At 61.3% G+C, this 25,917-nt stretch carries 24 protein-coding genes; 11 read left to right on the forward strand and 13 right to left on the reverse strand.

Features of this window, described 5'->3' with window-relative positions; all coding sequences use genetic code 11:
• Window positions 1-85 precede the first annotated feature (85 nt).
• The 5 genes from AC1ROR_RS16530 to pcaD are packed head-to-tail and all read right to left on the reverse strand — an operon-like array spanning window position 86 to window position 3,761.
• Entirely contained in the window at window positions 86-1,147 is a 1,062-nt protein-coding gene (locus tag AC1ROR_RS16530; RefSeq protein ID WP_498590074.1) for a 3-carboxy-cis,cis-muconate cycloisomerase, read from the reverse strand.
• Between the two features lie 18 nt (window positions 1,148-1,165).
• Window positions 1,166-1,786 (reverse strand): protocatechuate 3,4-dioxygenase subunit alpha, encoded by a 621-nt coding sequence (pcaG, locus tag AC1ROR_RS16535; protein ID WP_498590075.1) that lies wholly within the window; start codon window positions 1,784-1,786, stop codon window positions 1,166-1,168.
• 2 nt (window positions 1,787-1,788) lie between these two features.
• A complete protein-coding gene (pcaH, locus tag AC1ROR_RS16540) occupies window positions 1,789-2,529 on the reverse strand; it encodes a protocatechuate 3,4-dioxygenase subunit beta (RefSeq protein ID WP_003499229.1) in 741 nt (246 codons plus the stop codon).
• Window positions 2,526-2,960 (reverse strand): 4-carboxymuconolactone decarboxylase, encoded by a 435-nt coding sequence (gene pcaC, locus AC1ROR_RS16545; RefSeq protein ID WP_498590076.1) that lies wholly within the window; start codon window positions 2,958-2,960, stop codon window positions 2,526-2,528. Before pcaC ends, pcaH begins: the two co-directional genes overlap by 4 nt.
• A 3-nt stretch (window positions 2,961-2,963) precedes the next feature.
• A complete protein-coding gene (gene pcaD / locus AC1ROR_RS16550) occupies window positions 2,964-3,761 on the reverse strand; it encodes a 3-oxoadipate enol-lactonase (RefSeq protein WP_498590077.1) in 798 nt (265 codons plus the stop codon).
• Window positions 3,762-3,855: 94 nt separating this feature from the next.
• Here pcaD and pcaQ point away from each other — a divergent pair, with 94 nt between their 5' ends.
• Window positions 3,856-4,791 (forward strand): pca operon transcription factor PcaQ, encoded by a 936-nt coding sequence (pcaQ, locus tag AC1ROR_RS16555; RefSeq protein WP_498590078.1) that lies wholly within the window; start codon window positions 3,856-3,858, stop codon window positions 4,789-4,791.
• Between the two features lie 120 nt (window positions 4,792-4,911).
• Here the strand turns inward: pcaQ and pobA are convergent, their stop codons facing one another.
• Window positions 4,912-6,084 (reverse strand): 4-hydroxybenzoate 3-monooxygenase, encoded by a 1,173-nt coding sequence (pobA, locus tag AC1ROR_RS16560; RefSeq protein ID WP_498590079.1) that lies wholly within the window; start codon window positions 6,082-6,084, stop codon window positions 4,912-4,914.
• Window positions 6,085-6,201: 117 nt separating this feature from the next.
• On the opposite strand from pobA, the gene AC1ROR_RS16565 reads away from it, so the two are divergent.
• Complete coding sequence (locus tag AC1ROR_RS16565; protein ID WP_498590080.1) at window positions 6,202-7,125, forward strand: helix-turn-helix domain-containing protein; 924 nt, start codon at window positions 6,202-6,204, stop codon at window positions 7,123-7,125.
• Here the strand turns inward: AC1ROR_RS16565 and AC1ROR_RS16570 are convergent.
• On the reverse strand, window positions 7,095-7,856 hold the full coding sequence (locus AC1ROR_RS16570; protein ID WP_498590081.1) for an IclR family transcriptional regulator: 762 nt from the start codon (window positions 7,854-7,856) through the stop codon (window positions 7,095-7,097). The two genes, AC1ROR_RS16565 and AC1ROR_RS16570, sit on opposite strands and share 31 nt — an antisense overlap.
• Before the next feature lie 138 nt (window positions 7,857-7,994).
• On the opposite strand from AC1ROR_RS16570, the gene AC1ROR_RS16575 reads away from it, so the two are divergent.
• The 9 genes from AC1ROR_RS16575 to AC1ROR_RS16615 all read left to right on the forward strand — a co-directional run bounded on the left by AC1ROR_RS16575 (window position 7,995) and on the right by AC1ROR_RS16615 (window position 17,397).
• Entirely contained in the window at window positions 7,995-8,702 is a 708-nt protein-coding gene (locus AC1ROR_RS16575; protein WP_498590082.1) for a 3-oxoacid CoA-transferase subunit A, read from the forward strand.
• Window positions 8,699-9,394 carry a CoA transferase subunit B gene (locus AC1ROR_RS16580; protein WP_142170263.1) on the forward strand — a complete coding sequence of 232 codons (696 nt, stop codon included), beginning with the start codon at window positions 8,699-8,701 and terminating at the stop codon, window positions 9,392-9,394. The genes AC1ROR_RS16575 and AC1ROR_RS16580 overlap by 4 nt, the downstream gene beginning before the upstream one ends.
• An 11-nt stretch (window positions 9,395-9,405) precedes the next feature.
• Complete coding sequence (gene pcaF, locus AC1ROR_RS16585; protein ID WP_498590083.1) at window positions 9,406-10,611, forward strand: 3-oxoadipyl-CoA thiolase; 1,206 nt, start codon at window positions 9,406-9,408, stop codon at window positions 10,609-10,611.
• A 411-nt stretch (window positions 10,612-11,022) separates the two neighbouring features.
• The gene (locus AC1ROR_RS16590; RefSeq protein ID WP_035226185.1) at window positions 11,023-12,051 is read left to right on the forward strand and encodes a LacI family DNA-binding transcriptional regulator; all 1,029 of its coding nucleotides are present in this window, start codon (window positions 11,023-11,025) and stop codon (window positions 12,049-12,051) included.
• A gap of 280 nt (window positions 12,052-12,331) precedes the next feature.
• A complete protein-coding gene (locus AC1ROR_RS16595; protein WP_035226187.1) occupies window positions 12,332-13,273 on the forward strand; it encodes a sugar ABC transporter substrate-binding protein in 942 nt (313 codons plus the stop codon).
• Window positions 13,274-13,429: 156 nt separating this feature from the next.
• Window positions 13,430-14,329, forward strand: coding sequence for a sugar phosphate isomerase/epimerase family protein (locus AC1ROR_RS16600; protein ID WP_498590084.1), 900 nt, complete (start codon window positions 13,430-13,432; stop codon window positions 14,327-14,329).
• A gap of 10 nt (window positions 14,330-14,339) precedes the next feature.
• Complete coding sequence (locus AC1ROR_RS16605) at window positions 14,340-15,350, forward strand: Gfo/Idh/MocA family protein (RefSeq protein WP_498590085.1); 1,011 nt, start codon at window positions 14,340-14,342, stop codon at window positions 15,348-15,350.
• An 8-nt stretch (window positions 15,351-15,358) separates the two neighbouring features.
• Entirely contained in the window at window positions 15,359-16,144 is a 786-nt protein-coding gene (locus AC1ROR_RS16610; RefSeq protein ID WP_498590086.1) for a TIM barrel protein, read from the forward strand.
• A 206-nt stretch (window positions 16,145-16,350) separates the two neighbouring features.
• The gene (locus tag AC1ROR_RS16615; protein WP_498590087.1) at window positions 16,351-17,397 is read left to right on the forward strand and encodes a LacI family DNA-binding transcriptional regulator; all 1,047 of its coding nucleotides are present in this window, start codon (window positions 16,351-16,353) and stop codon (window positions 17,395-17,397) included.
• A gap of 252 nt (window positions 17,398-17,649) precedes the next feature.
• On the opposite strand, the gene AC1ROR_RS16620 is transcribed toward AC1ROR_RS16615, so the two are convergent.
• From AC1ROR_RS16620 to AC1ROR_RS16645, 6 genes are read right to left on the reverse strand one after another with little or no spacing between them, the layout of a single operon-like run.
• On the reverse strand, window positions 17,650-18,699 hold the full coding sequence (locus AC1ROR_RS16620; protein WP_020808844.1) for a carbohydrate ABC transporter permease: 1,050 nt from the start codon (window positions 18,697-18,699) through the stop codon (window positions 17,650-17,652).
• Between the two features lie 2 nt (window positions 18,700-18,701).
• Entirely contained in the window at window positions 18,702-19,697 is a 996-nt protein-coding gene (locus AC1ROR_RS16625; protein ID WP_498590088.1) for a carbohydrate ABC transporter permease, read from the reverse strand.
• A 1-nt stretch (window position 19,698) separates the two neighbouring features.
• The gene (locus AC1ROR_RS16630) at window positions 19,699-20,802 is read right to left on the reverse strand and encodes an ABC transporter ATP-binding protein (RefSeq protein ID WP_498590089.1); all 1,104 of its coding nucleotides are present in this window, start codon (window positions 20,800-20,802) and stop codon (window positions 19,699-19,701) included.
• Window positions 20,802-22,154 carry a polygalacturonase PglB gene (gene pglB, locus AC1ROR_RS16635; protein WP_498590090.1) on the reverse strand — a complete coding sequence of 451 codons (1,353 nt, stop codon included), beginning with the start codon at window positions 22,152-22,154 and terminating at the stop codon, window positions 20,802-20,804. The genes AC1ROR_RS16630 and pglB overlap by 1 nt, the downstream gene beginning before the upstream one ends.
• Complete coding sequence (gene bglB, locus AC1ROR_RS16640; RefSeq protein ID WP_080839899.1) at window positions 22,151-23,245, reverse strand: beta-galactosidase BglB; 1,095 nt, start codon at window positions 23,243-23,245, stop codon at window positions 22,151-22,153. Before bglB ends, pglB begins: the two co-directional genes overlap by 4 nt.
• A 13-nt stretch (window positions 23,246-23,258) precedes the next feature.
• Complete coding sequence (locus AC1ROR_RS16645) at window positions 23,259-25,781, reverse strand: hypothetical protein (RefSeq protein ID WP_498590091.1); 2,523 nt, start codon at window positions 25,779-25,781, stop codon at window positions 23,259-23,261.
• Window positions 25,782-25,917 lie beyond the last annotated feature (136 nt).

Here is a 25,917-nt window from a genome sequence, read left to right on the forward strand (position 1 = left end):
GTTTCGACGCGCGGAAGCGTTGCCTCGGTTCCACCATGAGCATGCCAGGGGGCTGTTCTTTTTTGAAAACCGTCCGGCCCTTCGGCTAGCTTTCGTCAGCCCCCAGCCTGTCTATCTGCGCTGCGAGCCTTTCGGCGACCAGCAGTGAAGTTCCGGTTGCGGTCACCATTTGCGGCAGCGTCAGCCATTCCAGCATCCAGCCCGCGCCGGATCGTTCCTGTTCGTGGACGAGGGACTGGTGAAGTGCTGAAATCTGCACGGCGTTGAAGCGGGCAAGCGTTACCAGCGTTTCCGCATTGACCGGGTTCTGCTTGTGCGGCATGGCCGATGAACCGCCGCCGCCGGAGAGGCGGATTTCGCTGCCGAGTTCGGCCATCAACGCAATATCCTGTCCGAACTTGCCAAGCGTTCCGGTGACGAGCGACAGCAGATTAGCAAATTCAGCGATACCGTCTCTCTGATTGTGCCATTGCGGCCTGTCGGCAAGGCCGAGCCGCTTTGCGAGATCGGCGCGGACCGCGCCCGCGTTGTCGCCGAGCTTTTCCAGCGTGCCGGCCGCGCCGCCAAATTGCAGGACAAAGCCATTCTGGGCGAAGGTCTCTAGCCGCAACAGATGGCGTTCCAGCGGCGCGATCCAGCCCGCCGCCCGGTCGGCAACGGTGATACCGATGGCGGCCTGCATGCGTGTATAACCTGTCAGCGGCTTGTGGCCGTCGCGCGAAGCGAGGTCACCCAGCGTATCGATGAGGTGACCGAGGCGGATGGCGATGATTTCTGCCGCCATCTTCAGCCGCAGCATCAGGCTGGTATCGATGACATCCTGGCTGGTCGCGCCGAAATGCACCTTGTCCGCCGCCCGACCGGCGACCGCCGCCCGCATCTGCCGGATGAGTTCCGGAACCACGACGCCATCCTTTGCGACGCCATGGCGAAGTGAGATCATATCGGCGGCAAATTCTGAAAGCCCCGAAACGATGGCTTCCGCCACATCATCCGCAAAGATACCGGCCTCCGCTTCCGCCCGCGCCAGTGCCGTCTCGAAACGGACCATGGCGTCGATATCCGCTCTCGCCGAAAACAGTTCGACGATCTCGCTGTCGCCGAAAAGGCCGGACAGAAACGGATGTTCGAAGGGAGAAAGGCTCATTTCAGGTTTCGCTTTCGCTCAGATATCGAAAAACACCGTCTCGCCTTCGCCCTGGAGGCGGATATCGAAACGATAGATGTTTCCCTCTTCCTTCGTGGCAACAAGCGTGGCGATGCGGCTTTTCTGTTCCACGCGGGCAAGAACCGGATCGGCCGCATTGGCAGCCTCTTCCTCCGGGAAATACATGCGGGTCTGCAGGCCGATATTGATGCCGCGCGCCACGATCCAGAAGGTGATGTGCGGCGCCATCGGTCGGCCATCCCGGAACGGCACCGTGCCCGGCTTGATGGTTTCGAAGATGAATTCACCGGTATCCATGTCACCCGGCGAGCGGCCCCAGCCGTTGAAATTCGGATCGGCCTTGCCGCGCGTTTCGCTCGGGCTGTTGTAATAACCGTCCGTATCCGCCTGCCAGATTTCGATCAGGGCGTCCTTCAGCGGCATGCCCGCGCCGTCGTACACCGTGCCGCGCACGCTGATACGCTCACCACGGGCCCTGTCGTTATAGAGCGCGCCGGAGCCGAGATCCTTTTCGAATACGCCTTCGATGCCGACGAAATTGGGCGTGCAGCCGATGTGGACATAGGGGCCTGCCGTCTGCGAGGCGGTCTCTTTGAAGTAGTTGAGCGGCTGAACCATGATCAGTTGCCCTCCATGCGGTTTTCGAACAGGGTCGAGCGGCGACCACGCAGAACGATGTCGAACTTATAGGCCAGCATGTCCATGGGCAGCGTCGCATTCATGTCCAGCGGCGCGATCAGTCTTCGGATCGCATCCTCATCCGGAATGGTTTTGACGATCGGACATTTCCAGATCAGCGGATCGCCCTCAAAATACATCTGGGTGATCAGCCGCTGGGCAAAACCATGGCCGAAGACTGAGAAATGGATATGGGCCGGGCGCCAGTCATTGACGCCGTTCGGCCAGGGGTAAGCGCCGGGCTGGATGGTCTTGAACCAGTAATAACCGTTCTCATCGGTGATCGTGCGGCCGACGCCGCCGAAATTCGGATCGATGGCGGCAAGATAGCTTTCTTTCTTGTGGCGGTAGCGCCCGCCGGCATTGGCCTGCCAGAATTCCACCAGTGCGCCATCCACACCGCGGCCGCGCTCATCCAGCACCCGGCCATGCACAAGAAGGCGCGGGCCGACGGGCATTTCGCCGGGGCGGGCATAGTTGAGGATGAGGTCGTTATCCAGCGGGTTCAGCATGCCGTGTCCGAAGACTGGGCCGGTGATCTCGCTTTTGGTGCCTTCGAGCGAAATCAGCGCGCGCTGGGGCGAGCGCAGGATCGAGGTCTTGTAACCGGGCGAATAGGGCAGCGGATGGATATTGCGGTCGCGTGCGAAGAACGGTCCTGTTTCGGGTGGCTGGTTGCTCATTTTGTCTCCTCCCCATCGCCAGAATTATCGGGGGAACTATCGGCTTTCATGCTGGCCAGGGCAAGCTTGGCGATCTTGAAAGCGTGGTTGGCGGCGGGCACGCCGGCATAGATCGCCACATGCAGCAGCGCCTCGCGAATATCCGCCTCTGTCGCGCCGGTATTGATGGTGGCACGCACATGCATGGCAAGTTCCTCATCCTGCCCGAGTGCGGCGAGCAGAGCGATGGTGACCATCGAACGCTCGCGCTTCGTCCAGTGGTTGCCGGACCAGACCGATCCCCACGCCGCTTCGGTGATGAGCTGCTGAAAAGGCTGGTCGAACCCGGTCGTCACCGTCTGCGCGCGGTCCACATGGGCATCGCCGAGCACAGCGCGGCGCGTTTTCATGCCCTGCTCGAATCTGTCGTTCTTGTCGATATTTTCCGCCATCTGTCAGTGCTCCGGCAAGGTCTTCAGAAAAATTGAGGCCGCCTGTGTGTAGGCGAGCGGCTGTTCAAGGCAGGGGATGTGGCCACAGCTGCCGATGGTGACGAAGCGGCTGGCGGGAATGAGACCCGCCAGCGACCGAACCAGCGCGGGCGGGGTCGAACCGTCCTGATCGCCCGCCACACACAATGTGGGAACCGCGATAAGGCCCGCCTCTTTCGTGAAATCCGCATCGCGAATGGCGGCGCAGGTGCCGCTGTAGCCGGCTTCCGGCTGTTGCGACAGCATGTTGCGCGCGCCCGCATAAGCCGCATTGTCCGGCTGACGGAAGGCGGGTGTGAACCAGCGCTCCATGACTGGATCGACCAGCGAGGCAAGGCCGTCAGCGGCGATCTTGTCGATGCGCGCATTCCACATCTCGGCGGTGCCGATTTTGTGGGCGGTGTTGCTGAGTATCAAGGCGCGGACGAGATCGGGGCGGCGGGCATAAAGCCCCTGGGCGATCAGGCCGCCGACCGACAATCCCCAGATGATCGCGCTTTTGACGCCGAGATGATCGAGAAGCGCGATCAGATCATCGGCATGATCCTCAACTGAATAGGGGGAGGTGCCGATGTCGGAAAGCCCGTGGCCGCGTTTGTCGTGCAGGACAAAAGCATAATCATCGCCGAGTGCTTCGATCACCGCATCCCAGATGCGGAAGTCGGTGCCCAGCGAATTGATGAAGGCGATGACCGGCTTGCCGCTTTCCAATCCGTGCGCACGGTAATGGATCGCGTTTTCGCCACAGCGCAGAAAATGCATGATGTGCTCCTCCCGCCGCGGATATTGCAAGCGCGTTCCGGTTAAGTAAAATGACATTATCGATGAAAATCATAACCCATGGATTATATGAGCGATGGTCGATCAACGCATCAAGTTCCGGCATCTTCAGACCTTCGTGGAGGTGGCGCGGCAGAAAAGTGTCATCCGCGCCGCCGAAATCCTGCATGTCAGCCAGCCAGCGGTGACGAAAACCATCCGCGAACTGGAGGAAATCCTCGGTGTCTCGCTGTTTGATCGCGAGGGACGCGGCATCCGCATCAGCCGTTATGGCGAGGTGTTCCTGCGCCATGCGGGAGCGACGATGACGGCGCTGCGGCAGGCGGTTGATTCGGTCTCGCAGGAGGCCGCGCGCGCTGGTCCTCCCGTCCGGGTTGGCGCATTGCCGACTGTTTCCGTCAGGATCATGCCGAAGGCGATGGCGGGGTTTCTCGCGGAAAAAACCGGCAGCCCCGTCAAGATCGTCACCGGTGAAAACGCGGTGCTGCTGGAACAGTTGCGGGTCGGCGATCTGGACCTCGTCGTCGGGCGTCTGGCCGCGCCGCAGAAAATGACGGGCTTCTCCTTCGAGCACCTCTATTCAGAAAAGGTACGGTTCGTGGTGCGTGCCGGCCATCCGCTGCTGTCTAACGGCGTTTCGGTTTTCGACCGGCTTCACGAGTTTCCCGTGCTGATGCCGACACGGCAATCGGTGATCGGCCCCATCGTCGAACAGTTCCTGATCGCCAATGGCGTGCCGGCGCTGCCGATCCGTATCGAGACCGTGTCGGATGCCTTCGGCCGGGCATATCTGCGCACCAGCGATGCTGTGTGGATCATTTCGGAAGGCGTGATCGCCGCTGACGTGGCAGACGGCATTCTGGCAATCCTGCCGGTTGATACCGGCGATACCAGCGGCCCGGTGGGGCTGACGGTCAGGGCCGATACCCAGCCGTCATTGCCCCTGTCGCTGTTGATGCAGGCCATTCGCGAAACCGCGAGTGAGTTGCTGGATGGGAGGGCTGAAGGCTGAATACACTCTCGACGTCATCCTCGGCCTTGTGCCGAGGATCTAATCACGTTGAGTAAAATCAAAACGTTGCAGATCCTCGGGTCAGGCTCGAGGATGACGTCGACGCAAATGGCGTGGCTCCTAATAAGGAAGCCCGACATAATTTTCCGCAAGAGCCGTGGAGGCGGCGCGGGAGTGGACGAGGTAATCGAGTTCCGCCTCTTGGATGCGCTGGCCAAAGTCGCCGGTATCGGGAAAACGATGCATCATCGTCGTCATCCACCAGGAAAAACGCACGGCCTTCCAGACGCGGGAGAGCGCCTTCTGAGAATAGAAATCGATGCCCGCCTCTGACCGGTCACGGTAGAACTCGATCAGCGCTTCGCTCAGATAATGCACATCGCTGGCGGCAAGGTTGAGACCCTTGGCGCCGGTCGGCGGCACGATATGGGCGGCATCGCCGGCCAGAAACAGCCGTCCGAACCGCATCGGTTCGCAGACGAAGGACCGGAGCGGGGCGATGGATTTTTCGAAGGATTGGCCCGTCACCATGGCATCGGCATGGTTTTCCGGCAGGCGGCGGCGGATTTCATCCCAGAAGCGCTCGTCGCTCCAGTCCTCCGGCCGGTCTTCCAGCGAACATTGAATGTAATAGCGGCTGCGGGTGTGCGAGCGCATGGAACAGAGTGCGAAACCACGCGGGTGGTTGGCATAGATGAGCTCGTGGTTGACGGGCGGCACATCGGCCAAAATGCCGAGCCAGCCGAAAGGGTAGACCTTCTCGAATTCCTTGATCGCGCCCTGAGGCACCGATTTGCGGCTGACGCCATGGAAGCCGTCGCAACCGGCGATAAAATCGCAATCGATCCGGTGGGTTACGCCGTTTTTTTCATAGGTGACATAGGGGCTCGCACCATCGAAATCATGCGGCTCGACATTCGATGCCTCATAGATCGTCGAAAGCCCCGCCTTTTCGCGCGCATCCATCAGGTCATGCGTTACCTCAGTCTGGCCATAAACCATCACCTGGCTGCCGCCGGTGAGGTCGAAGAGATCGATACGGTGGTCGCGCCCGTCGAAGGTCAGCGAAAAACCCTCATGCGGCAGGCCCTCTTTGCGCAGGCGTTTGTCAGCGCCAACCTTCTCCAGAAGGTTGACAGTGCCTTCTTCCAGCACGCCGGCGCGGACGCGGCCGAGGATATAGTCCTTGCCGGCGCGGTCGAGAATGACGGTGTCGATGCCTTCTTTGGCAAGCAGCTGGCCGAGAAGCAGGCCTGAGGGGCCGGAGCCGATGATGACGACTTTTGTGCGCATTGTTTCCTCCCGGAATTGTCTCCTGTCAGGAAATTGACCAAGGCGGCTCACAAGCTCAATGGACTTTCTGATCCGTAAATTGCACAATTCGACCACGATGCTGGGAGGCGGGTTCATATGCGGGTTGTGGCCAGTGAAGGGCTATATGGCGAAGAAACGTTACAAGGCACTGATTTTCGTTTTCATTGCGAGACGCTTTTTTCGCGAAGCAGCCTGCATCGCTTCGAAATCAGTCTTCATCGTCATTCGGCGTTTCTGCAAATCTTGTACATTTGGGGCGGCGAGGGCGATGCGCTGCTGGACGGCCGCATCGAGGCCATCCGTCCGCCGGTGGCGATTGTCGTGCCGCCGGGTTTCGAACACGGTTTTCGGTTTTCGCGTGATATTGGCGGGGTGATCGTCACGGTGCTGCCCGGTGCCCTTCCCGCATCCGTGCAGGCGCTGCTGCTCCGAAATTTCCAGCAGCCGGTCCTGTTGCCATTACAGGGCTTCACGGATGGCGATCGGCTGCGCAGCGGCTTCGAACATATTTCCGGGGAATATGAGGCTCGCGAAATCGGCCGCGACGCCATGATCGAGGGCCAACTGGCCTCCGTCGTCACGCTTCTGGCGCGGGCGATGCGGCCCCTGATGGAAAGCTCTGGTGAAGGGCTTGCGGAGCGGCGCTTCGAATTATTGCTGTCGCTGATCGCCAGGCATATTCGCGAGCCGCGCAAGGCGGAATTTTATGCGCAGAAGCTCGGCCTTTCCGAGACACATCTCAACCGCCTCGTCCGTTCCGTTTGCGGCCTCAGCCTGCAACGGCTTGTCGCCAGGCGCCAGATCGAGATCGCGCAGCAGGAGCTGATCTTCACGGTCTCCACCGTGCAGATGATCGCGGAAGGGCTCGGTTTCGCCGATCCCGCTTATTTCAATCGCTTTTTCAAGCGGGAGACCGGCATGACGCCACGCGCCTGGCGGCTTGCGGAACAGCGGAAAATGGGGGATTCCGGCATGCGGCAGATGCTGCCTCAGACGAGCATTCTTCCCAGCTCCCGCTGAACGGCGAGAAGTGCTGGCAGATAACGTTCCACCAGATCGTCCATCGAGGCGACGGAGGCGGCAAGCCCGACATTGAGTGCTGCGACCGTCTGCCCGCGCACGGTTTTTAGCGGCACGGCGATGGAACGGAGGCCAACCTCCACCTCCTGATCGATCAGGGCATAACCACGATTGCCGGTCGCCTCGATTTCGGCAAGCAGCGCATCCATGGCAATGATCGTCTTTTCCGTGCGCGCCACCCGCTTTGAGCTTTCAAGAATTTCCCGCTGCCGCTCCGGTGTTTGAACCGAGAGGAGAACGCGACCCATCGATGTGCAATAGGCGGGCAGGCGCGATCCCGGCATCAGGGCGATGGACATGACGCGCTGCTGGGCGGCGCGCGCCACATAGACGATTTCAGTCTCATCCAGAATGGAGACGGAGGTGCTTTGGCCGATCTCTTCCGACAGACGATCCAGAAGCGGTTGGACGATGCGCGGCAGCGGCATGGTGGCGAGGCAGCCGGTGCCGAGCCGCAGCACCTTTGGCGTGACGGTGAAGAACTTGCCGTCATAGGCGGCGTAACCCAGCTCTGAAAGCGTCAGCAGGCAACGCCGCGTGGTGGCGCGGTCAAGGCCTGCAATATCAGCCGCATCGGAAATGGAGAGGCGCGGACGCTCGGCGCTGAAGGCTTCGATAACCTTCAGTCCCTTGGCGAGACCGCCCATCATGTCTCTTTCATTGATGGCCATGTCGCGGCTCCATTTGTGCGATATAAGAACAAAAATCATATAACGCACAAAATCCTTGCCGTCGAGCCGGTTTCGGATTTACCTCTGGGGCCACGCAGCCTTGGCGGTTCCATCCGCTCGGCTGGATGGAGGTTTGACATGGACAAGACAATCAACAGTGCGGCCGAGGCCATTTCTGGTATCGGCGACGGCGCGACTGTCATGATCGGCGGTTTTGGCGGCTCCGGTGCGCCCATCGAGCTGATCCACGCGCTGATCGACAGGGGACCGAAGAACCTGACGGTCATCAACAACAATGCGGGTAACGGCCGCATCGGCATTGCCGCCATGATCGATGCCGGCATGGTCAGAAAGATGATCTGCTCCTTCCCACGCTCGTCAGACCCCCGCGCTTTTACCGACAGGTATCTGGCCGGTGAAATCGAGCTGGAACTGGTGCCGCAGGGCACGCTTGCCGAGCGCATCCGTGCCGGCGGCGCCGGCATTCCGGCGTTTTACACCCCGACCGCCTTCGGCACCGAGCTTGCCAATGGCAAGCCCATCGCCGAGTTCGACGGCCGCTCTTACGTGCAGGAACGCTGGCTGAAGGCGGATTTCGCCATCGTCAAGGCCGAGCTCGGCGATACCTATGGCAACCTCACCTACAACAAGGCGGGGCGCAATTTTAACCCGCTGATGTGCATGGCCGCGAAAACCACCATCGCCCAGGTCTCGAAGATCGTCGCCGCCGGCGAGATTGATCCGGAGCATGTCGTCACCCCCGGCATTTTTGTGAACGGCGTCGTGGAAATCCCCGATCCGCAACAGGAAGAAGTCCTCATTCGCGCGGGAGTAGCCTACGCATGACCCAGACAATCGACACACGCGACGATATCAAACTTTCCAACGCCCAGATCGCCTGGCGCGCGGCGCAGGACATCGAGGATGGCGCTTACGTCAATCTCGGCATTGGCTTTCCCGAAATGGTGGCGCGTTACCAGCCGCCCGGCCGTCAGGCCATCTTCCATACCGAAAACGGCATCCTGAATTTCGGTGAGGCTCCGCCCGAGGGCGAGGAGGACTGGAACCTCATCAATGCCGGCAAGAAGGCGGTGACGCTGAAGCCGGGCGCCTCCTTCTTCCACCATGCCGACAGCTTCGCCATGGTGCGCGGCGGGCATCTGGATGTGGCTATCCTCGGCGCCTATCAGGTGGCGCAGAACGGCGATCTCGCCAATTGGCGCGTCGGCTCCAAAGGCGTGCCGGCCGTCGGCGGCGCCATGGATCTGGTGCATGGCGCCAAGCAGGTCTTCGTCATCACCGAACATGTGACCAAGAATGGCGAACCGAAGCTGGTGGAGAAATGCGCCTTTCCGCTGACCGGCGTTGGCTGCATCACCCGCATCTATACCAGCCATGCGGTCATCGACGTGGTGGATGGTCGCTTTGTGCTGCGCGAAAAACTGGCTGACATGAGCTTCGATGAATTGCAGGCCATGACCGGAGCGCCTCTGGCGGTCGATGGCGCGGTCGCCGATCTCGTCGCCCCGGAACTGTAAGGAAAATACCGATGACCGACGCATTCATCTGCGATTATATCCGCACGCCCATCGGCCGCTTCGGCGGCGCGCTTTCCTCCGTGCGGGCCGATGACCTCGGCGCGGTGCCGCTGAAGGCGCTTGTCGAGCGCAACCCCTCCGTCGATTGGGAAGCCGTCGAGGACGTGATATTCGGCTGCGCCAATCAGGCGGGCGAGGATAACCGCAATGTGTCGCGCATGTCGCTGCTGCTGGCCGGCCTGCCGGTCTCGGTAACCGGAACCACCATCAACCGGCTGTGCGGCTCGGGTATGGATGCCGTCATTGCCGCTGCCCGCGCCATCAAATCGGGCGAAGCGGAACTGATGATCGCCGGTGGCGTCGAAAGCATGAGCCGTGCGCCCTTCGTCCTGCCGAAGGCGGAAAGCGCCTTTTCGCGCAATGCCGAAATCTACGACACCACCATCGGCTGGCGTTTCGTCAACCCGCTGATGAAGGCGCAATATGGCGTCGATTCCATGCCGGAGACCGGCGATAACGTCGCCGTTGACTATCAGGTCTCCCGCGATGATCAGGACGCCTTTGCCGTTCGCAGCCAGAATAAGGCCGCTGAAGCGCAGGCCAATGGTCGCCTCGATAAGGAAATCGTCCCGGTAACGATCCCGCAGCGCAAGGGCGATCCGCTGGTGGTATCGAAAGACGAACATCCGCGCGCCACCAGCCTTGAAGCCCTTGCCAAACTGAAGCCGGTGAACAAACGCGACGGCGCAACCGTGACGGCGGGCAATGCATCCGGCGTTAACGATGGTGCTGCCGCGCTGATCATCGCTTCGGCTGAGGCCGCGAAGAAATACGGCCTGACGCCGATTGCCCGTATTCTTGGCGGCGCAACTGCCGGCGTTCCGCCACGTGTCATGGGCATCGGGCCGGCGCCGGCTTCGGCGCGGCTGCTGGCACGGCTGGGGCTGAAGCAGGAACAGCTCGACGTGATCGAATTGAATGAGGCTTTCGCAAGCCAGGGCCTTGCAACGCTCCGCCAGCTTGGCATTGCCGATGACGATGCGCGGGTGAATGCGAACGGCGGCGCCATCGCGCTCGGCCATCCGCTTGGCATGTCCGGTGCTCGCATTGCCGGCACGGCAGCGCTCGAGCTTTCGCTGACCGGCAAGCGTTATGCGCTTTCGACCATGTGCATCGGCGTCGGGCAGGGCATTGCCGTGGCGCTGGAGCGGGTCTGACCGGGCGCGGCATTCGGCCATCGTGATGGTCCGGATGCCGGTGCCGCCATATGACAGGTGCACCCGCAGGTGCACAGGCACTCAACGCAGGATTTTCTCGCCTTGGGTCCATCCCACTCCCTCATTCCTGTGCTTGTCACAGGAATCCAGCCGACGCGCGTCTGCGCGGCGAAAAGACTCCTCTCAGCCCAAGGACTTGGGCTGGTTGGATCTCTGTGACAGGCACAGAGATGAGGGAGGTGAACGCGCTGAAAAAAGCAGGCCTTGCGCCTGATAGGTCGGCCCTGAGCGCTTATGTAGTGCGCCATGACATTCGCTGTCGAAATCCTCCGGCATGCGTTGGATTCCATCATCATCCGTGACATGTTTTGCGAGATATGACAGGAATCTTTCCGCCTACGGGGTGCCCGCATGAAACGTCCGACCATCACAGATGTCGCAAACGCCGCCGGTGTCAGCGTCGCAACCGTTGACCGGGTGCTGAACGGTCGCCTGCCGGTGCGGGAGGAAACCTCGCGGCGGGTGTTCGAGGCGGCGGAAAAGATCGGCTTTCATGCCACCAACATCATTCGCCAGCGTATGCTGGCCGATCTGCCGTCCTACAATCTCGGCATCATTCTGCGGAAAGAGCGGCACTCCTTTTACCAGACATTTGCCGATGAGCTTGAGCTTGCGGCACGCAACGTCAGGGATCGGCACCTCAACCTGCGCATCGAATTCGCGCAATCGGGTGAGCCGAGCGAGCTTGCGGCGCTTCTCACCGGCATGAAAGGCCGTGTCCATGCGGTTGCCGCCACCGGGCCTGATCATCATGATGTCACAGCCGCCGTCGAGGCTTTGAAGGCGAAGGGTATTCCCACATTCTCGCTGCTTTCCGATTTCGCGCAGGGCGTTCGGGAAGCCTATCTCGGTGCGAACAACATGAAAGTCGGGCGCACGGCAGCGTGGATGATCTCGCGGCTGGCGCGCAGCAAAGGCAAGGTGCTTCTGCTGCTTGGCGGCCACCGTTTTCACGGCCATTCGCTGCGGGAAACCGGCTTTCGCAGCTATATGCGGGAATATGCGCCGGAGTTCGAGGTGATGGACGCGCTGATCACGCTGGAAACACGGCGGCTTACCTATGAGCTTGTCATGGACACCATCGCCAAACACAGCGATCTCGTCGGCATCTATTGTGTCGGTGGCGGCATGGAAGGGGTGATCGAGGCCCTGCAGCAGGAAAACCGCCAGGAAACCATTGTCTGCCTCGTCAATGAATTGACGCCGGAATCCCGGCAGGCCTTGCTGGAACGGCGCATTACCGGCGTGTTCCAGACACCGCTTCGCGAATTATGTGCTGATCTCGTCGCCACCATGGTGCACACCATCGAGCACGGAATGGCGGAAACGCCGGGGCAAAGATTTGTACCCGCGCATCTGTGGGTTCCTGAAAGTCTTTGATGGCTTGATAGATTCCATCATAAATTCCGCGTCTCTTTCTATCAGCCATGATGTTTTAGACCGTGGAAGACGCGTTGACGCCAGCCACGGACTAGGACCATGTTGCCCCGTATGTGGAGCGGGCAGGAGGCTGATCCACGGCAATAACGATGTTTCAGGTTTGCTGCCCGCCGCAGATATCCATCTTCGGCGACGGGCATTCTTTTGCCGGCGATCGGCTGCGACGCGATGCGCGCTGACCGTGCGGCGGGTGTTTTCAAGTGTTTCGGAGGAGGACGATATGAAAAGACATTTTGCGATTGCGGCACTGGCTACCATGCTGGCAACCACGGCGTCGGCCCAGACCATCGGCGTTTCGATGGCCCTGTTCGACGACAATTTCCTGACCGTGCTGCGCAACGGCATGATCGACTATTCAAAGGGCATGAACGGCGTCTCGCTGCAGATCGAGGACGCGCAGAACGATGTCGGCAAGCAGTTGAGCCAGGTGCAGAACTTCGTCGCCGCCGGCGTTGACGCCATCATCGTCAATCCCGTCGATACGGATGCGACCGTGGCGCTTTCTCAGGCGGCGGCCAAGGCCGGCATTCCGCTGGTCTACGTCAATCGCCAGCCGGTCAATCTCGACAGTCTGCCGGACAAGCAGGCCTTTGTCGCATCCGATGAAAAACAGTCGGGAACATTGCAGACGCAGGAAGTCTGCCGGCTTTTGAAGGAAGCGGGCAAGACGGAAGCCAAGGCCGTGGTGATGATGGGCGAACTTTCCAACCAGGCGGCCCGCATGCGCACGCAGGATATCAAGGATGTTGTCGCCACGCCGGATTGCAGCTTCATCAAGCTTGTCGAGGAGCAATCCGCCAACTGGTCGCGCACGCAGGGCTCTGACCTGATGACCAACTGGCTTTCGGCCGGCGTCGAGTTCGATGCGGTTATTTCCAACAATGACGAAATGGCGATCGGCGCGATCCAGTCGCTGAAGGCGGCCGGCAGGCCGATGGATGGCGTCATCATTGCAGGTATCGACGCAACGCAGGATGCGCTTGCGGCCATGGCAGCGGGTGAACTGGATGTCAGCGTGTTCCAGAATGCCGCCGGGCAGGGCAAGGGCGCGGTGGATGCGGCCCTTAAACTCGCCAAAGGCGAGACGATCGACAAGAAGGTCTTCGTGCCCTTCGAGCTGGTCACGCCAGCCAACCTCAAAAACTACCAGGCGAAGAACTGAGCCCGACTTATGACCGGCATGCCTTCCGCATGCCGGGCTTGAATCAAGGCCGACCATGAAAAACCGGCCAAAGGCCGCGGTCTCTTCTCCCGGACCGCGGCCTTGCACGACCTGCCTGCAACGACATCCCAACAGACCGACGACAAGGAAGCGTATATGCGCATCGCCCTCGACCCTTTCATGCACCGCCATCTCAGCCTCGAAGCCCTTCCGGTCAAAGTGAAGGAACTCGGCTACGACTGGATCGAACTCAGCCCCCGCGCGGATTTCCTCGAATGGTTCAAGGCGCCGCGCGTCTTTCCCGAGCGGATCAGGTCTTTCAAGAAGGCGCTGAAAGATGCTGATGTCGGTATCGCCTCGCTGCTGCCGATGTATCGCTGGGCCTCCAATGACGAGACCGAGCGGCAGGCGGCGGTGAAACACTGGAAACGCGCCATCGAGATCGCCGTCGAACTGGAGGTCGATACGATGAACTCCGAATTCGGCCGTGGCCCGCATCCCGACAAGGGGTCATGTTATTGCTGCCACACCGGATCGATGATCGAGGCCTGCGAGGATGCCTGGTGGCGCTCGATGGAAGAGCTGGTGCCGATCTTCGAGCGCGAAAATATCAACCTGCATGTCGAGCCGCACCCGGAGGACTGGTGCGAGACGCTGCAGCCGGCACTGGATATCATCCGCACCGTCAATTCTAAGAACGTCAAATTCCTCTATTGCGCGCCGCATACCTTCTATTTCGGCGACGACACCAGGGCGATGCTGCGCGAAGCCAAGGATGTGTTGGCGCATGTGCATGTGGGCGATACCTTTAACCACAAGGCCAGTTCCGGGCTTCGCTACATTCTCAATCCACCCGGCACACAGGCACGGGTGCATCAGCATCTCAATATCGGTCAGGGGGAAGTGCCATGGGACGACTTCTTCGGCACGCTCGCCGAAATCGGTTTCGACGGCATCGTGACCTCCTGCGTTTTCGCCTGGGAGGACAGGGCTGATCAATCGGGCAGGTTCATGTGCGCTGAAATCAACAATTACATCGAAAAATACCGCAAGTGAGGTTTTGAAAATGACTGTGAGAATTGGGGTTATCGGCACCGGCGCCATCGGCCGCGGCCATGCCCGACGCATCAACAAAGTTCTGGGCGGCGCGAAGATCGTGGCGCTGAGCGACGTCAACCGCGCCTCGGCAGAAGCGGTGCGCAATGACATCGCACCGGATGCGGAAATCTTCGCCACCGGCGAGGAGCTGATCGCGTCACCCGATGTGGATGCGGTGCTCGTCACCTCCTGGGGTGCGACGCATGAGCAATATGTGCTGGCGGCAATCGCCGCCGGCAAACCGTGCTTTTGCGAAAAGCCGCTGGCAACAACGGCGGATGGGGCAAAACGCATTGTCGACGCGGAAGTGGCGCATGGCAGGCGGCTGGTTCAGGTGGGCTTCATGCGCCGCTACGATGCCGGTTACGTGGCGCTGAAACAGGCCGTCGATAGCAGGATCGGCGCGCCGATCATGGTGCACGCCGCTCACCGCAACCCGGCAGTTCCGGAGCAATATGTCACCCCGATGGCGATCCACGACACGATGATCCATGAGATCGACGTGCTGCGCTGGCTGCTCGACGACGACTATGTTTCGGCGCGCGTTCTCTTTCCCCGTTCGGCGGCCAGAAGCCATGCGCGGCTGAAGGACCCGCAGATCGTCATTCTGGAGACGGCGAAGGGCACGATCATCGATGTCGAAATCTTCGTCAATTGCCATTATGGCTATGATATCCAGTGCCAGGTGGTGGGCGAGGACGGCATTGCCAGCCTGCCGGAGCCGATGTCTGTGCAGACGCGCCTTGGCGCGAAGCTGCAGAACGACATCCTCACCGACTGGAAGGATCGTTTCATCGCCAGCTACGATGTAGAATTGCAGGACTTCATCCACGCGGCGGCGAAGGGCACGGCATCGGGACCCAATTCCTGGGACGGCTACGTCGCTGCCATCACCTCCGACGCCTGCGTGGCCGCGCAGGAAGCGGAGGGGGCAGCCGTCGCAATTGAGCTTCCCACCCGTCCCGCCCTTTATCAGTGAGGTCTTTCATGCGTTTTGCCATCAACCACATCACCGCGCCGAAGCTTTCCCTTGGGGCGTTCTTAGCGACAGCCCGCGAACTCGGCCTGACCGAAGTCGAAATCCGCAACGACCTGCCCGACATCGTCGGCACGGTTGAGCCGGCGGCCGTGAAGGCGGCGGCCGAAAAGGCCGGCGTTACGATCATCTCGATCAATGCGCTTTATCCCTTCAACGTCTGGTCGGGCGACCTGCCTGCGCGGGCCATCGCGATGGCCGATTATGCGGCGGCAAGCGGCGCGAAAGCGCTGGTCATGTGCCCGCTCAACGACGGTACGCCGGTGTCCTTTGACGATCTCGTCGCGGCGCTGAAGGCCATGACGCCGATCCTTAAGGAACGCGGCCTGATCGGTTTCGTCGAGCCGCTCGGTTTCCCGATCTCGTCGCTGCGCACGAAGGCCGAAGCGATCAGGGCCATCGATGCGGCCGGTGGCGGCGATGTCTACAGGCTGGTGCACGACACCTTCCACCATCACCTTGCAGGCGAGACGGAGTTCTTCCCGGAGCGGACGGGGCTGGTCCACATTTCCGGCGTGACCGATCCTGCCATCTCCGTAGCCGACATGCTCGACGCCCACCGCGTTCTGGTGGATGGCGACGACCGGCTGGAGAATATCGCCCAGATCAGAACGCTCGAGGCGGCCGGTTACAAGGGACCTTACAGCTTCGAACCCTTCGCGACGGAAGTGCACGAACTGAAAGACCCCGCCGCTGCCGTAAAGAGCAGCATCGACCATATCTCCCAGGCGCTCTGACCGCCTTGCCGCCCGTGGTTCGCCGCGGGCGGCGTTTCTTGCGGGGGATTAAAAACCCAGAGAAATCAATTCCGCATTTACGGATGATGCTGTAGTCTTCCGGCGACGAGAGAGCAGCAAACAGGCACGGGTATTCTTCAGATCGACTGCGTGGGGCAGGCTTTCTGCCCGCACCGTCCGAAGTAGAGTGGTTGAATTTCCCTTATATGAAAATAGACAGGAAAACGACGCTTAAGGACGTGGCGCGGGAGGCGAATGTTTCGTTGAGCACGGCTTCGCACGCCATCAACGGCACCGCACCCCTGACCACGCAGGTTCGCGAGCGGGTGCTGGAGGCGGCACGCGCACTTGGTTATCTCGAAAGCCGGCGACAGAAGGCGACGATCGCGACTTTGCGTGTCGTGCTTCTGGCCATGACCAATGACGCTGCTCCGCAGAGCGATCTCAACATGGTCAGCTGGACCATGCTGAACGGCTTCAGGCGCGAATGCGAGCGGCGCGGCATTCGCATTGTTCCCTATGTCAGCACAACGAGCCGGCTCGACCCGGTTGCGGTGGTGGCGGCGGCGGATGCTGACAATGTCGACGGTATTGTGATCCTGAACGATGACAGGCCGCAGCTGGTCGAGGCGCTGTCTGCGCTTGCGCGGCCGGTGGTGCTGATCAATGGCGAGGACCCGGCCATGATCGTCGATACGGTGACCGCCGAGAACCGTTTTGGCGCGCGGCTCGGTATCGAACATCTGCTGTCTCTCGGGCATCGCAATATTCTGCACATCACCTGGAAAGGGCGCACGACGATCCGCCGCCGTTACGATGGTTATAGCGACGCGTATCTCGCGGCAGGCCTCACTGTTCCCGCCGATATGGTCATCGAGGTGGAGAGCTATGAGCCGGAATGGGGCGAGGCCGCCATCCGCCGCCTGCTGGCCGAACAGCGGCCGCTCAGAAACGCCACCGCGATCTTCTGTGCTGCCGATAATCTGGCGCTTGGCTGTCTGAAGGCCCTGACGGAAGCCGGAATCCGGGTGCCGGACGATGTTTCGGTATTGGGGTTTGACGATATCATGCCGGCGGCCTTCAGTGCGCCGCCGCTCAGCACCATCCAGTTGCCCGCCGACAGGCTGGGCGGGGCGGCGCTTGCGCTGCTGGAGCAGCGGCTTGTGGCGGCCGATCCCACCCGCCCGGCGCACCGGCTGGAACTCGGTTGTCGGCTGGTGTTAAGGGGTAGCATCGCGCCACCGCCGAAGTAGGATTATAGGCCGTCTCTGCGGGCTGGTGGCAGAATGCCTGTTGGACGACTAATTTTCTCGCCGTCATGCCGGACTTGATCCGGCATCCAGCCGACGCGTCTCTCGCGCGGCGGAGAGACCCTTTCAGCCCAAGGACTTGGGCTGGCTGGATACCGGCTCAAGGCCGGTATGACGGGGTGGAGAGGTCTCGGTACCACATCATCCAATAGTCGATGCGGCTATGCTTCAAAGCGAGCATCCTCAAACCCCACGTCACTTCATCCCCGTGCCGGCAATGCCTGTCGTGATGTAGCGCTGCAGGAACAGGAACACGACGGTGACAGGTGCCAGGCTGAGGAAGGTCATGGCGAGGATATAGTGCCATTGCACCGAGAACTCGCCCTGGAAGGCGTTCAGCCCCACCTGCAGCGTGAAGTTTTCACGGCTGCTGAGAACGATCAGCGGCCAGAGGAAGTCGTTCCAGCGCCAGAGCACCGAGAAGATGGCGAGAACCGCGAGCGCCGGCGCCGTCAGCGGCAGGATGATGCGCCAGAAGATGCGGAATTCGCTTGCCGCATCGACGCGGGCCGCCTCGATCAGCTCGTCCGGGATGGTCAGCATATATTGCCGGAGCAGGAACACGCCGGTTGGTGTGGCGACCGTCGGGATAATGACGCCCCATAGATTGTCGACGAGGCCGACGCCGACGATGACGAGATAGGCCGGCACCATGACGACCGTGAGCGGGATCATCAGGGTGGAGATGATCAGCACGAAGATCGCCTTCTCGCCGCGGAAGCGGTATTTGGAGAGGGCAAAGGCGGCCATGGCGTTGACGATCAGCGTCAGGACGGTTGCGACGAAGGTGACGAAGACCGAGTTCTTGAGGAAGGTCAAAAAGCTGAAGCGGGTGAGCGGATCGGTGAAGTTTTCCGTCGCGATGGTCAGTTTCTGGACGGGCGTTATTTCCCGCGTATCGACGCTGACGGGTGGGCCGGGATTGGCGGGATCGACCATCTGGGCTTTCAGGCCGATGCGGCGGACCATGGCCATTTCCCGCTCCATGCCGTCGATGGGGGCTTTCCATAGGCTGAGCGGTTTGTCGTAACCCTGCACGTCCACCTGCACGGCGGCGCGCGGCAGAAGGCTCGGCGGAAACCGGGTGATTTCGGCTTCCGGTTTCAGCGATGACATGGCGGCCCAGACGACCGGGATGAGGACGGCGAGCGTGCCGCCGATGAGCCAGACCCACGACAGGATATCGGTGAGGCCGATCCGGCCGGGGCGGCGGGTGCGTGTGAGGAAGGAGACGGCGTTGGACATGGTCAGGACTCCATCTTTTTGCCGAGGCGCAGTTGCACGAGGGTCAGCGCGAGAAGTACGAGGCCCATGAGAACCGATGCGGCGGAGGCAAGGCCGAACAGCCTGAGATCGCTGCCGAAGGCCATCTGGTAGATATATTGCACAACGAATGTATTGGCCGTACCGGGTCCGCCACCATTAGTCAGAACCCATGCTTCATCAAAGATTTGCACTGATCTGATCATCAACAGGATGAGCACGACGAGCAGGTTTGGGCCGAGAAGCGGCAGGGTGATGCGGAAAAGCGTGCGCCGGGGTGACGCGGCGTCGATGGCGGCGGCTTCGTAGAGGTCTTTCGGGATGGCCTGAAGACCGGCGAGCAGGATCAGCGTATAAAAGCCCATATGGAACCAGACGGAGACCACCACGACGAAGAAACGCGACCAGCCGACATCCAGCAGGAAGATTTCCGGCGGTACGCCGAGCATCTGTAGGAAGGCGTTCAGCAGGCCGTTGCGGTCGAGGAACCATTTCCAGATGAGGCCGATGACGACGGGTGACAGCAGGACCGGGTAAAAGAACATGGCGCGGAAGAAACCGCGCGCGGCAATCGCCCGGTTGAGGATGAGGGCGGTGATGAGCGCGACCAGCAGCGTGGCGATGACGTTGAAGCCCACGAACCACAGCGTGTTCCAGATCGCTGTCCAGAACAGCGATTCCCGGCAGCTTCCGGGGTCCATGTAGCTCTGGCAATCCAGCAGCTTGCCGAAGTTTTCCAGCCCGACGAAGGGGCGGTCGGTAATGAGAAGTTCGGTGCCGCCGGTGAAGGCGTAACCGACGGCAATGGCAATCGGCAGGAAGGTGAAGATGCCGAAGAGAACGAGGTTCGGCATCAGGAAGATATAAGGCATGCGCCTTTTGCCGATCAGCCGCTCAATGAAGTTGAGCGGCACTTCGGCAATCGCCATCACGGCATCGAGCGCACGGTCGGACAGTCTCGCAAGCTTTGGATTGGCCATGCTAACCTCTCCCTTCGCTGTCGAGGCGCGGCAACGCCAGTTCGGTGGCGGGATCGAAGACGTGCACCTTTTCCCGCGCCGGCATGATCTTCAGCACCGAGCCGGAAGCGGGGGCGAAATGGCCCGCCTGATGCACGATGATCTGCTCCTTCTCGCCCTGGAGATTGCCGTAGAGATAGGTCTCGGTGCCGAGGCTTTCGTGATACTGCACCTCGAAGGGCAGGCCGGCATCCGCGATTGTGAAATGCGAGGGGCGAATGCCCGCGAGAACCGCCTGCCCGGAGCTGACGGCTGCCGGGTCGACGAGGCAGGGCAGGGACACACCGTAGCCGGCGTCGATGGCGATGCTGCCGTCGCTGCCCTTGGTGATGGTGCCCTTCAGCATGTTCATGCGCGGCGAGCCGAGGAAGCCGGCGACGAAGAGATTGCGCGGATTGTCGAAAAGCTCGAGCGGGCTGCCCACTTGCTCGATGCGCCCGGCGCGCAGCACCACGATCTTGTCGGCCATGGTCATGGCTTCCACCTGATCGTGGGTAACATAGATCATCGTCGTCTTGATATCGCGATGCAGGCGGGTGATTTCGGCGCGTGTCTGCACGCGCAGCGCCGCATCGAGGTTGGAAAGCGGCTCGTCGAACAGGAAGATGTCAGGTTCGCGCACGATGGCGCGGCCGATGGCGACGCGCTGGCGCTGGCCGCCGGAAAGCTGCTTCGGCTTGCGGTCGAGATAGGGCTCGATGGCCAGCATGCGCGCCGCCTCGTTGATGCGGCTTTCGATTTCCGCGCGCTTGAAACGCAGGTTTTCCAGGCCGAAGGCAAGGTTCTTGCGCACGCTCATATGCGGATAAAGTGCGTAGGACTGAAAGACCATGGCGATCTTGCGCTCGGCCGGCGACAGCGCGCTGACATCACGCCCGCCAATGCCAATGGTGCCTGACGTGACATCCTCAAGGCCGGCGATGATGCGCAGCAGTGTCGACTTTCCGCAGCCCGAGGGGCCGACGAAAACGACGAATTCGCCGTTCTCGATCTGAAGATCGATATCATGCAGCACATGAACGGCGCCGAATGCCTTGTTGAGGTTTTCCAGTTTCAGACTTCCCATCACCTGCTCCCTTCGGACAAGTTCGTCATCGCGACGATCTCTTGTTTATTCCAGCCCTCGGGCAAGGGCGTCGTTCTTTTAATGGCGACATCGCGTGCCGCAAATCCTTCCACGCCGGCAAGATAGACCGCCGGCATTCCGCCGGGATAATCCTCCATTCCGACGATCCTGCCTTCGGCATCCCGCGTCCAGGCATTGGCGCGGCCGGCGGCATCGGGGCTTGGGGCAATATCCGCATTGGTGGGGCGCAGATCATATTGCAGGCCGGTGCCGAGCTTGCCGGGCTGCTGCGACAGCGTGATGCGCTCCAGCCGGACATTGTGAATGCCGGCCTTCGATGTGGCGACGAGGTTGATCGCCCCTTCCATGGTGCCGCTCAGATCTTCCACGACCAGATTATCGACGCTGCCGGCCTGACGCTCTGGGCGGCGGTCGACGACCGTGACGGTGACCGCTTCACCCGAACCCCAGAAGCCGCCCGGCGTTTCGTGGCACTCGGCCTCGATCCGTGAAAAGCGGATATTGCGCATCGCGCCGCCATCGCGGGAAAACAGGCCGATGCCGCGATTGGACTCGACGATTTTGCAATCCTCGAACACCACATTGGTGAAATCGCCGAAGGATTCCGTGCCGAGCTTCAGCGCGCAGCTCATGCTGGAAACGGTGCAGCGGCGAACGGTGATATCGGCGCAGGCTCCCACCGCCTTGCCATTCGGCCCGGCACTGGTCTTCAGGCAGATGCCGTCATCGGCGGTGGAGATGAAGCAATCTTCGATCAGCGCGCGCCGGCAGGCATCCAGCACGATGCCATCCGTATTGGGCAGGCGGCGATCGTTTTCGATGCGGAGATTGCGGAAATGAAGGTCTTCGCAATCGACCATATGCAACGTCCACATCGGCGAGCGACTGACGGACAGGTTTTCGAGGCGAACGTTGCGGCAGGACTCCAGCACCATTACGCGCGGTCGCCTTGCGGCCGGGATATAGGTTCCCATGGCCTCGTCATCGCCTGTGATGAAGTTCTCGCCGCCGGCCTCGATGCGGCCAGGGCCGGTGACGGCGATATCACTCGCCCCCTTGGCGATGATCATGCCACGGTTGGACTCCTCGGCGATCACCGAAACCGTTGTATGAGCATAGGCCTCATAGTCGGAGGCAGGCGCAAGCACCGCGTCTTCCGCAAGATGCAGTTCCACGCCGCTCTTGAGCTTGATGCCGCCGCTGACATGGCGACCGGCCAGGAGCGACACGCGACCGCCGCCGGCTGCCGAGACCGTATCGATCGCCCGCTGGATGTCGGCCGTAGCATCCCGGCCATCGGCCGTGATGGTGATATCTGATTGCGCGCTCATGATACCTGCGGCCTTTTCAGGAACACGTCGATCAGCAGCAGCATCGTCAGCGCCTGCCCGTAGGGCGTCGGCAGATTGGGAATGCGGCGGTAGAAATCGAGATCATGGCCCATCGGCGTGCCGTCGGAGACACCGTGGACGACGCCTTCATCGTCGATATTGCCAAGCACCGCCTTCAGCGCGCGTTCCGCATGCGGGCGATTTTCTTCGCCGAGAATACCGGCCTCGATGCCGCGCAGAATGCCATAGGCGATACCGGCCGTGGCTGACGTTTCCACCGGTGAGGTCGGGTCATCAAGGAGTGTGTGGAACATGCCGTCCTCGCGCTGATATTGCCTGAGCGACCGCACCTGGCTTGCCAGCACATTGGCGAGGAAACGCCTGTCCTTTTCGCCAAGCGTCGGCACCAGTTCGAAGAGTTCGGGAATGGCGACGGTGATCCAGGAATTGCCGCGTGCCCAGAAGGCGTCAGCGAAATTATGGCGTCCGTTGAAGGTCCAGCCGTGATACCACAGCCCGGTGACGGGGTCCGACAGATAACGCGTGTGGATCATGAACTGGTAGACCGCCTCGTCGATCCAGTCCTGACGTTTGCAGACAACGCCGGCGCGGGCGAGGAACAGACATGCCATGAACAGCGTGTCGTCCCAGAGTTCGCCCTCATTCAGCCGCTCCTTGACGACATGCTGGAAGCCGCCATCTTCGGTTTTCGGCAATTGATGCACCAGCCAGTCGGCCCAGTCTTCCACCAGCGCCCGGAAATCCGGCCGGTCGACATGTTCGGTGAGGATGACAAGCGGCAGCATCGGAGCGGAGCTGTTGATCTGGCGCGGCGGCAGGCCACGTTCGATCTGCCAGCCATACCATGTCACGAGGTCGTCCAATGCCTTCCGGTCGTTGGCGGCGAGCGCCCGGCGAAGGAAACCGTAAAGGCCCACACCCACTTCCCAGTCCCATTCATCGAACTGGATCTTGCCATCGGAACTGCCGCTGACCAGACCTTCCTGAATGCCCTTGAGGCGGCTGAAGGCGGCGGCGACATTGTCGATCGTCGTCCTGAGAGTGTCTTTTTCCATGCTTGGCTGGTTCATCTGTCAATTCCGCTTAGGAGTAGAATGGTCGTGCCGCGCCGCCCGATGCGGGGTCGGCACTGTCGAAGGTGATTTCCGGCTGGGGCTGGTCGTGGTCGAAGGCCATGGCCTGCCCGCCAATGGTGAATGCGCCGTCCCAGGTGAGTGTAAGCTCAGCTCTGCCCGGCGGCGTGACCGAGAGCAGCCGGCTTTCGGCATCGAAGCTGATCTGCGTGGCGAGGATTTTCTCCCGAAAACGGGCAAACTCCGCGATATCCCCGCAGCTGATGATGCCGACCCAGCCGGCGCGGCGGCCGGGTGATCTGATCTCGCGATTGGCGGTGGCGCCTGTGCTGATGGGCTGAAGCCCATTCGTCGCATAAAGCGCGGCAAAGCCGCGGCCCGAGCGGGTGATGAGCCAGTTGCCCTCCACCAGCACCTCGTCCAGCCCGTCGCGGCCGAGATAGGCATGGGTCCAGTCGTTGCGGTGATCTTGCGTATCGAAGATCATCATCGCCAGATCGCGATGCTGCGCCACGCGGGGCAGGATGCCGCTTCCCGCCCAATAGGAGGGGCGTTGCGTGCCCCACGGATCGTCTTCGCCTGGGTGGTTGACCCACAGCCGCGCCATCGGGTGGCCGGCAAGCTTGATATCCATGACGTGCTGCTGGTGGCCTTTGCGGCCGGTCTTGTGGTCGACCACGGTGGAAAGCTGCGCGGCTTCGTTCTTGAACAGCACGAGCTTGCCGGGCTCCAGACCCTGCGCATAACGCGCCTCGACCATACGGCCGCTCGTAAGCTGCGAAAGGGCGGCAAGATGTGCCGGTGGCAGGTAATCGCCGCAGCAGAACATCGGCAGCGAGGCAACGCCGTTGTTCAGCCAGCCCTGACCGAAAGCGACCTGCGCAAAGGGCGCCAGTTCCGTCAGCGGCCCGGCGCGCAGCTCCTTGTCATAAGCCCGCCCTTGGGAACCGGAGGGAACGCCGCCGAGCGTGTGCAATGCGATCATTTCGAAGATGAGATCGATCTGATAGCGCGCGCGGGCGGCAAGCTCCGGTCCGGCCCAATGTTCGATGGCGAGAAGGCCGATGAAATCCACCGGGTAATAGGCGGCCGAATTCCATTCGGCAAGACCATGTGCCTCGACGCTGTCGAACCAGCGCTCCAGCCGCTCAGTGGCCAGCACCGCCTGTTCTCTGCCGGTGCGGCCGGAGGCGGAGAAGACGGCATCCGGCAGATATTCGCCGGCCAATAACTGGCTGGTGTGGAAGCAGAGAACATGGTTCTCGCTCCAGAACCACATGATGTCATTGCCGGGCTCGTCCACCCAGTAGCGATAGCCGAGGATCGAGGCATCGATCCGCGCCCGCATTTCGGCCGGCAGTCGGTCGCCATAGGCGCGCACCAGCCAGAGCAGAGGGATCATCACAAAGTCGGAGCAGTCCTCGCGCCGGTCGATGGAGCGCAGCGTTGCGTCAACGATGCCGCTGATCGTCTCGATGTCATCGCTGCCGGTGGCGACCATCGCCAGCGCGCGGCCGATGCGCCAGGCGCCGAAGCGGGCGCTGAAGGAGAGGGCGGCTTTTTTTCGCCCGTTGATATCGGCATTGGAGGCTTCCGGCGCGATGTCATGCATGAAAGCGGCGTCGATGACGCGGGTTACCGTTCCCGCTCCCGAACCCATGGTGATTTTGACGCCGTGATATCCGTCCGAAATGCCCGTCGTTCCGGGGATCGTCAGCGAGGATTGCCCGGCCTTCAGCACGGTGTGCACTTCCGCAAGCGCAGCGCGCTCATGTCCATGGCTTTTGACCGCGATGTGCACGGGCAGGTCGCTCGCAGGGGCTGCCCCGAACACCAGTTCGAGGGCGGTGCCGGAAAACACGTCCAGCGCCGGGCGAACATCGCGCACCAGCGCGGCGAGACGCTTCGTCTCCTCCCGGTCGAGCGGCACGGGCAGCACGACGGTCAGCGGCACGGCGTCGACGACCTCAAGTTCGAAGAACCAGATGATGTCGCGTTCCGCCAGATCCTCGCAGAGCAGCAGCACTTCGTTGTCGCCGGCCGTGAGATGGAGCGTGATGTCACGGCTGCTTTCGACATTGCGGATAAAGGGTTCGAAACGGACCTGTTCGACGCCGCCGACCCAGATGCGGACGCCGCCGCAGGTACGCAGCCGAAAATGCGCCTGTCTTGCCGCATCGCTGCGGAAGGTGCCCTTCAGCCAGCGCTGCACATGGGTGGGAACATGCCAGAAACCGGTGAACTCGACACGGCGGTTGGAGCCCGGCAGGTTGAGGTGTGACACCGCAAAGCCAGTCTCGGGTGCGATATCGCGGCCGATCATGGTCTGCTGGAAGGCCTTGCGGCAGGGCAAGTCGCCCACATCCACGAAACCGTTGATGAAGCGATAGTTCACGCGGTCTTCGGCGGGGGCTGCGCTGCCGGGAAACGACGTCTCCACCAGATCGGAGACGATCCAGGCGGTCACCGTTTCGCCGTTTGCGACGGTATATGTCGGCTGCGACGCGTTCGCCGCAAATGGTCTATCCGTCATAATGGATCGCCTCCCTTCGATCTTTATGAAATTATTTTCACAATTCGATTTTCGCTTTTTCGCGTCGATTTGTGCGAATTACCCAAAACAAACAGCTTGACGTTTATTCTGTCAAGCCGCAAAACAGGATAAATCG

It is taken from the genome of Agrobacterium sp. GW821-FHT14E08, assembly GCF_058803865.1.